The following is a 12577-nucleotide window of genomic DNA, read 5'->3' as shown; positions in this document are numbered from 1 at the left end:
CAAATTCGCTGCTTTGGATTGGCGAATTGGTCAAGGTGTGTGTGTTAGCCCGTTCATCTGCCATTAAAAAGATGAAAGACAATTTGAGGGCAGGCAGGTTAGGGGCAATCAAAGGGGTTTGATCGCATGAAAAAGACAGTTCTCATGGCAGCCGTGTTTGTTGCGATGCTGTTCGGTGCTTCGGGGCAGGGCTGGGCAGCCAGCCTCGTTGCAAATATTGACGTGTCGTCGCAGACGATGACCGTCAGATATGGTGCGTCGGTTTACCGGTGGAGCGTCTCCACCGCGCGCAAAGGCTACATTACCCCGCGCGGCAGCTATCGGCCGCAACGGACGGCGCGGATGTGGTATTCGCGCAAATACGACATGTCGCCGATGCCTCATTCCGTGTTCTTCCGCGGCGGCTATGCCATTCACGGCACCGGCGCGGTGAGGCAGCTCGGGCGCCCGGCATCGCATGGCTGTGTGCGCTTGCACCCGACCAACGCCGCCGCCTTCTATGCGATGGTTCGGCAAGCCGGCTTCGGCAATACGCGGATTGTCGTGACGAACTGAAGAGATTCAGGTTCGCTGTTGTCGGCTGGCGCAGGGCTAACACCCTCGCCAGCAGTTCTGTTTAAGCGTTTGGGACCGCTTTTGCCTGCGAGGGCCGCTTTCGACGCCCGCCGCTGATCTCCCACCTTTTGTGGAACCACATCCACTGGCCGGGATCTTCTCGCACCCAGCGTTCGACGACATCGTTGAGACGCTGGGTGGTGGCGTGGACATCGACGCTGCCGTCAGCGGTGCGCGGCAATGTCAGCTTGTCCTCGATTTCGAGCCGGAAGCGGTTGCCTGGCAGCCTGATGCAGCGCGCCGGATAGACGTCGCAGTCATAGTGACGGGCAAGGGTGGCCAGCACCCGATTGCTCTGGCACGGACGGCCGAAGAACGTCGTATCCAGTCCATTGGAGAATTTCTGGTCGACAAGGATGCCGATGTTGCCGCCGTTCTCCAGGACCCCGGCCAAGGCGAATGAAGCACCGGCCATCGATGGCAGCAACGAGCCCATGGTCGAGCGGCGCGTCGAGAGGATGTAGTCGGCAAGATAAGGATTGTTGGGCGGCCGAAACAGCGCCGTGATGTTCATGCCGAAGGTCGCCGCCGCCACCGGCAGCAATTCGAAATTGCCGAGATGGCCGGTAAAGACGATGTGCGGCTTCTGTTCGCCAGCGATTTCGACGAAGTGGTCCGCTCCTTTGACCTCGATGCGGGCGGGCTTGATGGCCGTGGGGTCATAGTCGAAGAGGGCGTCGAGAAAGATGTATTCCGCGGCAAGACGGGCCATGTTGCCCCACATGTCGGAGGCGATCGCCTGGATCTCGGCTTCGCTCTTTTCCGGATAGGCCTTGCGCAGATTGTCGACGGCAACCTGATGGCGTCCCACCCGGGGGCCGACCAGGCGTGCGACGCGGTCGGCGAAATTCAGCGCACTGTCGGCCGGCAGCAGACGCAGGACCGAGATGATCATCATAGCCGCCCGCGCCACCAGCCAGTAATTGAGCTGGCGCAGTTGCCTGCCGTAACGAAATTTTAGATCCCGGCGGAACTTCTTGAACACAGAGGTCAAGGCTCTAGCCGACGCGCAGGATGATCTTGCCGAACACGTCGCGGCCTTCCATGCGCTTCAGCGCGGCATCTATACCGTCGAAGTCGACTTCGGTGTCGATGACAGGTGCGACCTGTCCCGCCGCCATTTTCTGCATGGCGTTTGCCATGTTCTCCATGCGGCAGCCAAAGGAGCCAAGCAGTTTCAATTGCTGCTGGAACAGCTGCATGAGGTTGATCTGCGTCGACACGCCGGAAGTCGAACCGCAGGTCACCAGGCGGCCGCCACGCTTCAGGCACAACATCGAGGCGGCAAAAGTGTCGGCGCCGACATGTTCGAAGACGACATCGACGCCCTTCTTCTTGGTCAGCTTGCGCACGACGCCCTCGAAACGGTCGTCGCGGTAGTTGATGACATGGTCGGCGCCGAGCGCCTTGGCCTTGTCGATCTTGTCGTTGGAGCCGACCGTGGTGATGATGGTGCAGCCCATCCGCTTGGCCAGCTGGATGGCCGCCGAGCCGATGCCGGATCCGCCGGCATGGATAAGGATCGTCTCGCCGGGCTGTAGCCTGGCGTTGTCGAATAGCATGTGCTCGACCGTGCCGAAGGTGACGGGCGCGACCGCCGCGCCGATGTCGGTCACGCCGGGCGGGGCAGGGACCAGCAGGCGAGCCGGCAGGTTGATTTTCTCTTGCGCGAAACCGTCGAGATGGAAACCGTGCACACCCGAAACATGTTCACAGAGGTTGTCGCGGCCTTCGCGGCAGGCTCGGCAGAGGCCGCAGGTGCGCGCGCCGTAGATCGATACCAATTGTCCGGGCAGCAGGCTGGAAACGCCGGGGCCTACCGCCTCGACCTCGCCGGAGGCTTCGGCGCCGACGACCAGAGGCAGCTTGCGCTTGGCGAAGGCCATGCCGCGCCAGCCCCAGACGTCGATATGGTTCAGCGCCACCGCCTTGATGCGCAGCGTGACTTCGCCAAGTGCCGGCGGTGAGGGGGGCGGCAGGTCCACCGTTTCAAGACGGCGGTCCTCGATAAGTTGCAATGCGCGCATTGGGCCTGTCGGTTTCGGTCTGGCTGAAAAAGGTCGCTTAGACCGGTTCCCGCGCCATGACAAGGCAAGTGTTCTGGCCGCCGAAGCCGAAGGAGTTCGACAGAACGGTGCGGACCTCGGCATTGCGCTTCTTGTTCGGCACCACGTCGAGCACGATCGCGGGGTCGGGATTGTCATAGTTGATGGTCGGCGGAATGACGCTTTCGCGCATCGTCATCAGCGAGAACGCCGCCTCGACCGCGCCGGCGGCCGACAGCGTGTGGCCGATCATCGATTTGTTCGACGAGACCGGCATCGAGCCGATCCGCTCGCCGAACACGGTCGACAGCGACAGATGCTCCATCTTGTCGTTTTCGGGCGTCGAAGTGCCGTGAGCGTTCACGTAGTCGATCTCGTCTTCGCTCAAGCCGGCATCGGCAAGCACAGCACGGACCGCCGCGATCGCCGGCGAAGCGTCCGGCTTCGAGCGGGTGCGGTGGAAATCGTCCGCCTTTTCGCCGCAGCCGCGCAGGATGCCAAGAATCGTGGCGCCGCGCGCCATCGCGGCTTCCAGCGATTCCAGCACGAGAGCGCCGGAGCCCTCGGCCAGCACAAAGCCGTCGCGCTCCTTGGAGAAGGGTTTTGACGCCTTTTCGGGAATGTCGTTGTGGGTCGACAGCGCCGACAGCAGCGAGAAGCGGATCAGCGCCTCGGCGGTTGCCGAACCGTCGGCGCCGATCGACAGCGCCCGGTCGCATTCGCCGCGGCGGATCGCCTCGACACCGAGCTGGATGGCGGTGGCGCCGGAAGCGCAAGCGGTCGACAGCGTGATCGGCAGCCCGCGTGTGCCGAAACGGTCGGCAAGCCGGTCGGCGATCGAGCCGAACTGCGTGGTCTCGAAAATGTCTAGTTCCTTCAATCCGCGCGCCACCCGCAGCAGCCGTTCGCCGCCGGAGTCCAGTTTGTTGGAATTGTAGAGCGCGAAGCGGTCGTGCCAGTCGAGTTCGACCGGCGGTGAAGCGAGGAAGAGAGGACCACCGAAATCACCGGAATCGAGGCCGGATTCGGCCACGGCCTCACGCGCGGCGGTTTCCGCCAGTTCATAGGTGAGGTGGCTGGAGCCCTTCGAGCTCGATGGCAGGAAGTCGACCATGCCGGAGATGCGGGTGTTGAGATGATCGACCGGAAAACGGGTGATCGGGTGGATGCCCGACTTGCCCGAGGTCAGCGCCGCCCAATTGTCGGCCTTGCCGACGCCAAGCGAGGTCACCACGCCGATGCCGGTGACGGCGACGATCGGCCTGCCCATATGATCGTTCAGATTGGCCATGCGGGAGCCCTCGAGCGTTTATCGTTGCAGCATGGATCGTGGAACACCGCCTCAGGCGGCGTTGATCAGCGCCATGCCCTCGAATTGGTGATAGCCGATCGCCGTTGCAAGGACGGTTGCGGGAACCCCTTCGAACGGCTTCTCGGCTGCGGCGTCAAAAACGGGGTAGGCGGCCTTGCGATCGACGGCCAGCGCCGCCAGTGCCACGGCGAAGGGAAACTGTGCTTCCTTCATGTGCCCGGTCAGCGTCGAGAAGCCGCGCGCGGCAATCGCCGGATTGGCGTCGAGCGCTGCTTTCTCGGCGATGGTTGCCATATGGGCGCCTGACGCGCCCGACAGGGCCAGTAATTTGCCGTTCGGCATTGCAGCCTGCTTGAGCAGTGCGGCGATCTCGGTGTCGAGTTCTCCCCGTGGGCGCCTGGCGCGGCCGGAGACGACCGGCCCAAGCTCGGCATAAATCTTTCGTCCGCGGCTTGTCGCGTGTTCGCGCTGCTCCAGCACCAGGAAGGCACCGCCGGATCCAGTCACGACGCCGCCGCCCTCAGCCCCCTGTCTTTGCCAGACCGGCTTCCACGGGCCGCGATGCAAATAGCCGGCGAGTTCATAGCCGAGCAGCATGTCGGAATGTTCGGTCTGGAAGGCACCGCCGACCAGGATGTGCGTCGACTGGCCGGAGCGGATGCGCGCGGCTGCCGTCTCGACGGCGGCGACACCGGCACCTTCCTCACCCATGAAGGTTCTGGATGAGCCCGTCACCTTGTGGACGATGGAGATGTTGCCGGCGAGCAGATTGGAAAGCTGGGCCAGGAACAGTGTCGGCCGCAATTCGGTGGTCAATTTCTCGTTGAGCAGCACATCGCGGTCGTTGCGGCTTTCCGAAGCGGCGAGAATGGCGGCATCGACCGCCTCGTCGCGTTCGCCGCCGCCTGCGGCCACAACCATGTCCATGGTCGTGCAGAGTTCGTCATTGCCCTTGATGCCGGCGTCGTCCAGCGCCAGGCCTGCGGCATAGGTGCCGAGCCTCTGCCAGGTTTCCATCTGGCGCTGATCGCCGCGTTTGGCGATCTGCAGGTTCCAGTCGATCTCCGGCAATGGATGAACGGTATAGGGTGCAAAGCGCGCCGCTTCGAGCACCGGTTCCAGGCCCGGCTGCGCGAGCTTCTGCCAATGGGCGTCCGGACCTTCCCCCAGCGAGGAGACAAGGCCGATACCAGTGATGACGACGTCGCGGGGGCTGCTCATGAGCGGCTTTGTGGGTCAGGCGGCAGGGCGCGTCAAGATCGCGCGCTCAACCGAAGTCAGGCGGTCTTGGCGGCAACCAGTGCGTCGATCTTGGCGCACAGGTTCTTCATGACGAAGTAATCGTCGGTCGAAGCCTTGCCGTCGTTAACTTCCTGGGTCCACTTTTCCAGCGGCACCTTGATGCCGAATTCCTTGTCGATGGCGAAGACGATGTCGAGGAAATCGAGGCTGTCGATGCCGAGATCGTCGATCGTGTGGCTCTCGGGCGTGATGGTTTCGATATCGATCTCGCTGGTGTCGGCAATGATCTTGGCGACTTTGTCGAACGTGGTGGACAAGGGGCTTTTCCTTCGGTTGCGGGCGGAATCTGTCCGCATCTGGTTTGGGCGCTGTCTAATCGGTTTTTCCCGGCAGGAAAAGGCCTGATACGCCGGGCGCAGATGGGTAGGGTGTCCGGAAAACGCAAGAAGGCCGCCGGTTTACCCGGGGGCCCTTCTTGTTGACGCTACGTCAGCCTTTGTTTCGAGGCATGTCGTTTTCCCAAAACCGGAACCACTTTGGGCGACATGCATCAGCTGTCGCGGAGCTTGACCAGGTCGTTCAGCAGCCCGCCCGTTCCGTTGTGGACGGTCAGCCGCTCGACCTTGCCGGCGATGGTTTCCAGAGCCTCAAGCTCCTTCAACCGCAGCATCACCGGGTTTTCCGCCATCACCCTGGCCGTGTTGAGGAGGGAACGCGTCGCGTTCGTCTCCTCGCGGCGACGGATGATGTTGGCCTCGGCCTGCTTTTCGGCCGACACCACCTGGTTGAGGATCTCGCGCATCTCGCCCGGCAGGATGACATCCTTGAGGGCGATATCGCTGACCTCCACCCCGATCTCGGCCATATCGGCGCGGACCTTGCCAGCGGCTTCCTCGTCGATCGTCACCTTCTTTTCAAGGATCTGATCGAGTGTCAGCGCGCCAAGGGTCTTGCGGAAGGCGTACTGCAGGGCGCGGTAAAGGGCTTCGGAGAAGTCCTTCACCATGCTCACCGCCTTGACAGGATCGACGACCCGGTATTCGGCTGCGATGTTGACGCGGATCGTCACGCGATCCTTGGTCAGCACTTCCTGCCCGGCAACGTCGAGCGACTGGCGCTTGAGGTCGACGACCTTGATCTGCACCATGCGTCCGACGTTCCAGAAGCCATGCACGCCCGCCGTCAGCGTCCTGACCAGGACGCCGTCGATGAACAGTAGTCCGGCCTGACCGTCGACGACCGGATGGACGGACATCAATTCCGCCTTCCGGGCCTGGCCGAGCCGGCGCATGACCGCCGCATCGATGGCGAGATCGACCGATGTGTCGATCAGCGTCACCTTCCACGGACCGGCATCCGTCCACAGCACGAGCTTGCGGTCCGGCGCCAGAACGGCGTGCAGATTGCCGTCACGCTCGATAATGGCGACATCCGTGCGCCCGGTGCGAACGACGGTGAAATGACGCGCGGCCACATCCGGGAGCTTGTCGAACAACGCCTTCTCGTATGCCGAAACGAATTCCGGGTTCTTCAGATCGTGCCGGGACACTTCAAGGCTGCCGCGCCGGTTGGCGAGCCAATGTTCGCCCGGCAGCAGGACAGTCTTGATCTCACCCTTGTGGAGGGTGAGGGCACGTTCGTTTTCCTTTACGAGGACGCGCTCGCGTCCAAGAACCTTGTCGAGAATTGTCATTGTTTCACTCCTGTCGGGCATGGCCCCATGCGAGGGGTCAAGTCATGCGTCGATCGTTCCTTTCGTTTCTCGTTTCACATCATCGTCTTGCGTCATCGTCCGGGCACGAATGATCCGGGGACTGGTGGCATCAATCCGTGGCGGGCCTTCGGGAGCGGATCGCGGGGCAGCGAAGCGGGCGCCGGAGGCCGAAGCTTCCTTTGCCGGCGACACTGCGCCTTGATCGTCACCGCGGGCCTGGCCGCGAGCCGATGGCAAAAGACGCTTGGGATGATCCGCGCCCGAGGGCTTGGGCCATCCGTCCAGTCTTTCGCATTCCAGTCCCCGGACCGTTTTTCGGATGGCTTGGAGGCCAATGGAGAAGGAATCGAACCTTCGACAGTCAGATTAACAATCTGATGCTCTTCCAGCTGAGCTATCCGTGGTGCAGACGACGGGACTCGGACCCACAACCTCCGGACAAAATCCGGCGCTCTCCCAGTTGAGCTACATCCGCGATCCCAATCCCCAATGCGGCGCCGTATACAGGGCGGCAATGCCGCCTGCACGGGCGGAGGCGAAAGCTCCAACCGTTGTGCTCACTTCGGTTCTCGTGACCGGGAGCGCGCCTATAGCCCCTGCGACGGGTTGTCGCAAGCGGCATTGTCGTGGCGGATTTACGGCTTCTTGCGGCGGTGGCATTTCGGCAACACCGCTTTCGACGTCAGCGATCGCGCGCAGGGCGCTCAGAAGGTGACGCGGCCGAGCACGCGCAGGCCATCGCCCTGCGGCTCCACGACCACGGCCTCGCCTTCGCGCGGCGAGATGCCGGTCAGCGCCACGATGTCTTCCAGATGGGTGACCATGACCAGATTGTCGGAACCGGAATAGGCGCGGATCTCCTTCATGATCGCGTCGAGTTGTGCTGCCTTCTCGGCCGGATCGCTCTTCAGGAGATCAAGCGGCGCAAACAGCTCCGGCTCGGCCTCGAAGGCGATGCGCGCGGTTTCGAGGCAGCGGCAATAGCGGCTGGACAGCACGCGCTCGATCGGTGCCGCCCGAGCGGCGAACAGAGCGCCGATCTTGCTTGCCTGCTGCTTGCCGCGCGCCGACAGGTTCATCTGGGTGGCGCAGCTGTCGATGTCGAAATTGGCCGGATCGGTGGTGCCGGTGACCATGGCATGACGCAGCAGCACGACATGCCCGCCATCGCGCAGCAGCGCCCAGCCTGCATCCGTGGCGTGCGCCACGCCGGGGACAACAAGCAGGAGCAACGCCAAGAGAAATCGAATCATCCGCTATCCTTCTCCGGTTCCCGGCAATGGGTTCCGGTGACCGGACATATAGGGACGGTAAAGCCGGCCGAAAGACAAGGCGCGGTCGGCGGGATGCGTAGACCTACTTCTTCGCCATCTGCTTCTTCACCAGATCGATCTTCTGGTCGGTCAGCGGGATGGGGATCGTGTAGCCGGCTTCGGTAAAGCCCTGCTTGGCGTTCTCGAAGAATCCGATCGCCTTTTGATATTCGGCCTTGCCGCCACCATAGCTGGCCCGGTTCCAGCTGACGTCACCGAGATTGTTCTGCGCGAAGGCCCATTGCATGGGCAGGCTTTCCCTGGTGAATACCTTCAGCGTGGCCGCGAAGGCGGCCTCGGCATCACCGAGGTATTTGCCGGTGCGTTCGAGATTGCCGAGGTTGAGCAGGCTCATGCCGATGCCGTTCTGGGCGTTGGCCCAGTCGACTGGTGCCGCGTCGACGGTGAGTACTTCGAGGGCTGCCCGGCGGGCCGCTATGGACTCAAGCAGCGTCCTGGAGTCGGCATTGCTCATGCTCAGCCAGTGCAGCGTCGAGCCGAGGCCGGCCTGGGCCAGCGCCCATTGGCGGGGGTTCGTCTCGCGCTTGTACTCGCGCAACGCATCGCGGTAGGCGGCAATGGCTTCACCATAATGTTGCGGCTTGTCGGTGACGCCGCCGAGGAGCTGCAGCGTGTTACCGAGATTGTAGTGGCTCATTGCCCAGTCGAGAGGGAATTTCCGTCTGACATAGACCTGCCGGGCCGCCCGGAAGGCCGCGGCCGACTGCTCCAGCTTGGCCGCGTCGCGGGTGCGCTGGCCAAGCGTCTGGTAGATCGAACCGAGATTGTTCTGCGCCGACGCCCAGTCCATCGGGAAACGCTGCCGGGTAAAGACCGTCAGTGCATCATCATAGGCGGCCGCGGCCTCTTCAAGCGCGCCGGTGCCCATATCGAAACGGGCGACACCGCTCAGCGCGTTGCCGAGGTTGAGCCTGCTGGTCGCCCATGAGACGGGGAAGGTTTCACGGGTTCGCACTTCAAGCGCGGCACGGAACGCGTTGGCCGCCTCGTTTATCTTCGCCTTGTCGTTGAGCTGAATGCCGAGCGACACCAGCGTGTTGCCGAGATTGTTCTCGACCATCGCCCATTCAACCGGCGCCTTTTCGCGTGTGTATTCCTCAAGTGCCAGCCGGTAGGCCGCGTCGGCTTGCGTCAGATGTTCGCCGGCGGCCTCGCGCTCGGAAAGCGCATAGAGCGCCAGGCCGAGATTGTTCTGCGAAGCGGCCCAGTCGAGCGGCACTTTTTCGCGCGGGCGTTTCTGGAGCGTCGCGCGCATCGCCACCACCGCCTCGTTCAGGCGCTTCGGGTCGCTCTCGCGTTCGCCGATCTTCAACAGCACATTGGCCAGATTGTTCTGCGCGGCGGCCCAGTTGAGATCGTCCTTCACGCGCTCGAACACGACAAGGGAATCGCGAAAGATCCGCGCTGCCTCTTCAAGGCGCGCGGTCTCCGTCTCGCGCTCGCCGATGGTCTGCAGCACCACCGCCATGTTGTTACGAGTGATGGCCCAGTCGCGGTTTTGTTCGCCATTTGGGATGAAGTTCAGGATAGTGCGATAGGCCTCGATGGAGTGCTGCAGCGCATCGAGGTCGCCGGTGGCGTAGCCGTAGGCGTTCAACGCCTCGGCTTCCTGGTTCTTGTAGTTCCAGCGCAGCTTGTCGTCCCATTTTTCGGCCAGCGAAAACGCCTTGGCGTAGTCGCCGGCTGCGGATTTGTAGTCGAACACCAGGCCAGAGGCATCGGCCCGCCTCGCATAGATCGCGGCATCGGCAAGACGCTTCTGCTTGACGAGATCTTCGGCCTCATCGACCGCATCGTTGGTCTGTTCGACCCGGCCGACCGCATCGTCGAGGAATTTGCGCGCTGTCACAATGGCGCCCTGGCCGATGGCCTTGTCGGCGGAGGCGACAAGCCGTTTGATCTCTGGGTCGTCGGTGCGAAGCGCTGCACGCTCGGACATCATCTTCTTCAGGCGCTCGGCCTGGGCGTCGAGCACCTTTTGCAGGTCGGTCGGATCTTCCGGGATATTTTCCGTGCCGAGCGCTTTCAGCACGCCATAAAGCGCATCGAGCGGCACGCCTTCCTGCAGCGAGGCCAGTTCCACCTGCGCCCGTTTCGGGTCGGGCAGGTCGGAAATCGTCAGCAGGAGTTGGCGCCTTTCGCCGGTGATCAGCCCGTCGTCGCCGGTAGGCTCCGCCGGCGCGACGCCGAAATAGAGCAGCCGGCGCAAGCTTTCATTGACCCAGGGGCGCTGCTTTGCCTTTGTGTCGAGATAGACCTCCTCGGTCACCATGCGCATGACCGAGCCGAACTCGGTACCCTTCATCGCCGCGAGGTGGCGCAGCAAAGCGGACGCATAAGGGCTGTTTTCGCCGGCGGCGCCATCGAGCGCTGGACGACCCGGTTCTGCGGCAAAGCCGACCACCGTACCCAGGCTCGCGTCGGCCGCCGGCGCATTGCCGAGCGCCTTCGCGCCGCGCACCGGCTCCAACCCGCCGGCGCCTATGGGCGAGGCGGAAGCGGTCGGTGAGCGCCGCACCACGGCGTCCTGTGGGAACGGGTTGGTGCGGCAGGCGTCGAGCAGCACGATCGTCACCGGCACGGTCTTCTTCAACGCGTCCATGGCGGCGGAAATAGGCACCAAAGCAGCGTCGGCATCCTTCAGCGACGGGACGTCGGCATCGACCGGAACCAGATAGTTTTCGCCGCCGGCCTCGATGCCATGACCGGAGTAGTAGATGAAGGCGACATCGGCGCCGTCGGCATCTTCGGTGAACCGCTCCAGGTCGCGCTTCAGCTTGGTGGCGTCGCGGTCGGTGACGCTGCGGGCGTCGAAGCCAAGGTCGGTCAGCATCTTGGCCATGTCGCGGGCGTCGTTGGCGGGGTTGGGCAGGGCGTCGATGTGCAGGTAATTCGACTGGCCGATGATCAGCGCCACGCCCTTGAGGCTTTTTGTCTCGGCAACTGCAAGCGCGCTCGCGGCAAGGCAAAGCAGTGCGGCGATGAAAGCCGTCAGCCATGCCCGCCGCAAAAGATTAAGCTTCGAGGTTTCGACAAAGGTCATTTGTCGTTCGCATCCGTCCTGATGATCCAAGCCCTCTATAACGCTGCCAATGGACCATGATCAAATTTGGCCATGATCAAATTAGGGCATGATCAAATTCGGGCGCGATTGCGCCGCGGCCGTGGCTCGCCTATCCCTGAAAAATGTCGCCGCTCACCGAAACCGTTCTTTTCGTCTTCAGCCTCGTCGCGCTCGGCTATCTCACCGGGCTCACCGGCTATCTGAAGCCGGCCAGCGGGGACGGCATCTCCGAATTCGCCATCAACGTGGCGATGCCGCTGCTGCTGTTTCGGACGATGGTGAATTCCGATTTCCATGGCGTGGCGCCATGGTCGCTGTGGGGCGCTTACTTCACCGCGGTTGCAATGACATGGGCTGCCGGCCATCTGGTGACGACGCGAATCTTCGGGCGGGACGCACGCACAGGCATCGTCGGTGGAGTGTCGTCGTCCTTCTCGAATGTGGTGTTGCTGGGCATTCCCTTCGTTCTCGGCGTATTCGGGTCCAGCGGATTCGAAGTGCTGTCGCTGCTCGTTTCCGTGCATCTGCCGACCATGATGATGGCGTCGATCATCATGTTCGAGATATTTGGCCGCGGTGGCAGCGAGCCCGTACACCCGCTGCGCATCATCCAGAGCTTTCTGAGAAGACTGTTCACCAATCCCCTGATCATCGGCATCCTGGCCGGGCTGGCATGGCGCCTAACCGGCGCGCCGCTGCCGAACCTTGCCACGCGGCTGGTCGATGCGCTGGCTGACACGGCAGGACCGGTGGCGCTGTTTGCCATGGGCCTCAGCCTGCGCCGCTTCGGTATCTCCGGCAATGTCCGGCCGGCTCTGGCGCTTTCGGTGCTGAAATTGTTCCTGATGCCGGCTCTGGTTCTCGGTCTGGTCTGGCTGCTTGGCCTGCCGCCATTGACGGCCAAAGTGGCGGTGGTGGTGGCGGCGCTACCATCCGGCATCAATTCCTATCTCATCGCCGTGCAGTTCAACACCGGCCAGGCGCTGGCGTCGAACCAGATGACAATCGCCACGGCGAGCGCGGTTGTTACAACCGCCTTCTGGCTGACGGTGGTGCTCCACGTTTTCGGATAGGATATGTCGATAGCCAGATGGTGCGGCCAGCGATCGGCACGGCATATGTCCGGCCTGCTCTCGCCTCGGGCTGGTCCAACCCCTATATGCCATCTTGCGATTGCTTGCGGGCCTTGCCCTCGGTAAAGAGCAGTGGCTCCGGCGTGCCGGCTTCAGTCCATGGCGCACGCTCACCGAA

Annotated in this window: 10 protein-coding genes and 2 tRNA genes; 2 read left to right on the top strand and 10 right to left on the bottom strand. The window is 62.9% G+C overall.

Features of this window, described 5'->3' with window-relative positions:
- The first annotated feature begins 126 nt into the window (after nt 1–126).
- Entirely contained in the window at nt 127–555 is a 429-nt protein-coding gene (locus NKK51_RS09440) for a L,D-transpeptidase (protein ID WP_023812266.1), read from the top strand.
- A gap of 61 nt (nt 556–616) precedes the next feature.
- Here the strand turns inward: NKK51_RS09440 and NKK51_RS09435 are convergent, their stop codons facing one another.
- The 10 genes from NKK51_RS09435 to NKK51_RS09390 all read right to left on the bottom strand — a co-directional run bounded on the left by NKK51_RS09435 (nt 617) and on the right by NKK51_RS09390 (nt 11305).
- Nucleotides 617–1600, bottom strand: a complete 984-nt coding sequence (locus NKK51_RS09435) for a lipid A biosynthesis lauroyl acyltransferase (protein WP_352552543.1) — start codon at nt 1598–1600, stop codon at nt 617–619.
- A 13-nt stretch (nt 1601–1613) separates the two neighbouring features.
- Nucleotides 1614–2642 (bottom strand): zinc-binding dehydrogenase, encoded by a 1029-nt coding sequence (locus tag NKK51_RS09430; protein ID WP_127291678.1) that lies wholly within the window; start codon nt 2640–2642, stop codon nt 1614–1616.
- Between the two features lie 37 nt (nt 2643–2679).
- Nucleotides 2680–3951: a beta-ketoacyl-ACP synthase gene (locus NKK51_RS09425; protein WP_023812263.1), complete on the bottom strand. Its 1272-nt coding sequence runs from the start codon at nt 3949–3951 to the stop codon at nt 2680–2682.
- Nucleotides 3952–4002: 51 nt separating this feature from the next.
- Nucleotides 4003–5193, bottom strand: coding sequence for a beta-ketoacyl-ACP synthase (locus NKK51_RS09420; RefSeq protein WP_128303982.1), 1191 nt, complete (start codon nt 5191–5193; stop codon nt 4003–4005).
- Nucleotides 5194–5249: 56 nt separating this feature from the next.
- Nucleotides 5250–5570: an acyl carrier protein gene (locus NKK51_RS09415; RefSeq protein ID WP_352552436.1), complete on the bottom strand. Its 321-nt coding sequence runs from the start codon at nt 5568–5570 to the stop codon at nt 5250–5252.
- Between the two features lie 194 nt (nt 5571–5764).
- Nucleotides 5765–6907, bottom strand: coding sequence for a slipin family protein (locus NKK51_RS09410; protein WP_023812260.1), 1143 nt, complete (start codon nt 6905–6907; stop codon nt 5765–5767).
- 346 nt (nt 6908–7253) lie between these two features.
- A tRNA-Asn gene (locus NKK51_RS09405) sits at nt 7254–7327 on the bottom strand.
- A 2-nt stretch (nt 7328–7329) separates the two neighbouring features.
- Nucleotides 7330–7403, bottom strand: a tRNA-Lys gene (locus tag NKK51_RS09400).
- Nucleotides 7404–7632: 229 nt separating this feature from the next.
- Nucleotides 7633–8181, bottom strand: coding sequence for a histidine phosphatase family protein (locus NKK51_RS09395; RefSeq protein WP_352552434.1), 549 nt, complete (start codon nt 8179–8181; stop codon nt 7633–7635).
- 103 nt (nt 8182–8284) lie between these two features.
- Nucleotides 8285–11305, bottom strand: coding sequence for a caspase family protein (locus NKK51_RS09390; RefSeq protein ID WP_352552432.1), 3021 nt, complete (start codon nt 11303–11305; stop codon nt 8285–8287).
- A 143-nt stretch (nt 11306–11448) separates the two neighbouring features.
- Here NKK51_RS09390 and NKK51_RS09385 point away from each other — a divergent pair, with 143 nt between their 5' ends.
- The gene (locus NKK51_RS09385; protein WP_128303984.1) at nt 11449–12399 is read left to right on the top strand and encodes an AEC family transporter; all 951 of its coding nucleotides are present in this window, start codon (nt 11449–11451) and stop codon (nt 12397–12399) included.
- Nucleotides 12400–12577 lie beyond the last annotated feature (178 nt).

The sequence above is a fragment of the Mesorhizobium sp. M0011 genome, assembly GCF_040324155.1.
Taxonomy (GTDB): Bacteria; Pseudomonadota; Alphaproteobacteria; order Rhizobiales; family Rhizobiaceae; genus Mesorhizobium.
The sequence above is the reverse complement of the archived record's forward strand: the minus strand, read 5'-3'. Positions and strand labels throughout refer to the sequence as shown.

Coding starts and splice junctions, on each gene's coding strand:
- NKK51_RS09425 (WP_023812263.1), bottom strand. CDS start 3,951: ATGGCCAATCTGAACGATCATATGGGCAGGCCGATCGTCGCCGTCACC.
- NKK51_RS09415 (WP_352552436.1), bottom strand. CDS start 5,570: ATGCGGACAGATTCCGCCCGCAACCGAAGGAAAAGCCCCTTGTCCACC.
- NKK51_RS09430 (WP_127291678.1), bottom strand. CDS start 2,642: ATGCGCGCATTGCAACTTATCGAGGACCGCCGTCTTGAAACGGTGGAC.
- NKK51_RS09390 (WP_352552432.1), bottom strand. CDS start 11,305: ATGACCTTTGTCGAAACCTCGAAGCTTAATCTTTTGCGGCGGGCATGG.
- NKK51_RS09395 (WP_352552434.1), bottom strand. CDS start 8,181: ATGATTCGATTTCTCTTGGCGTTGCTCCTGCTTGTTGTCCCCGGCGTG.
- NKK51_RS09440 (WP_023812266.1), top strand. CDS start 127: ATGAAAAAGACAGTTCTCATGGCAGCCGTGTTTGTTGCGATGCTGTTC.
- NKK51_RS09420 (WP_128303982.1), bottom strand. CDS start 5,193: ATGAGCAGCCCCCGCGACGTCGTCATCACTGGTATCGGCCTTGTCTCC.
- NKK51_RS09410 (WP_023812260.1), bottom strand. CDS start 6,907: ATGACAATTCTCGACAAGGTTCTTGGACGCGAGCGCGTCCTCGTAAAG.
- NKK51_RS09385 (WP_128303984.1), top strand. CDS start 11,449: ATGTCGCCGCTCACCGAAACCGTTCTTTTCGTCTTCAGCCTCGTCGCG.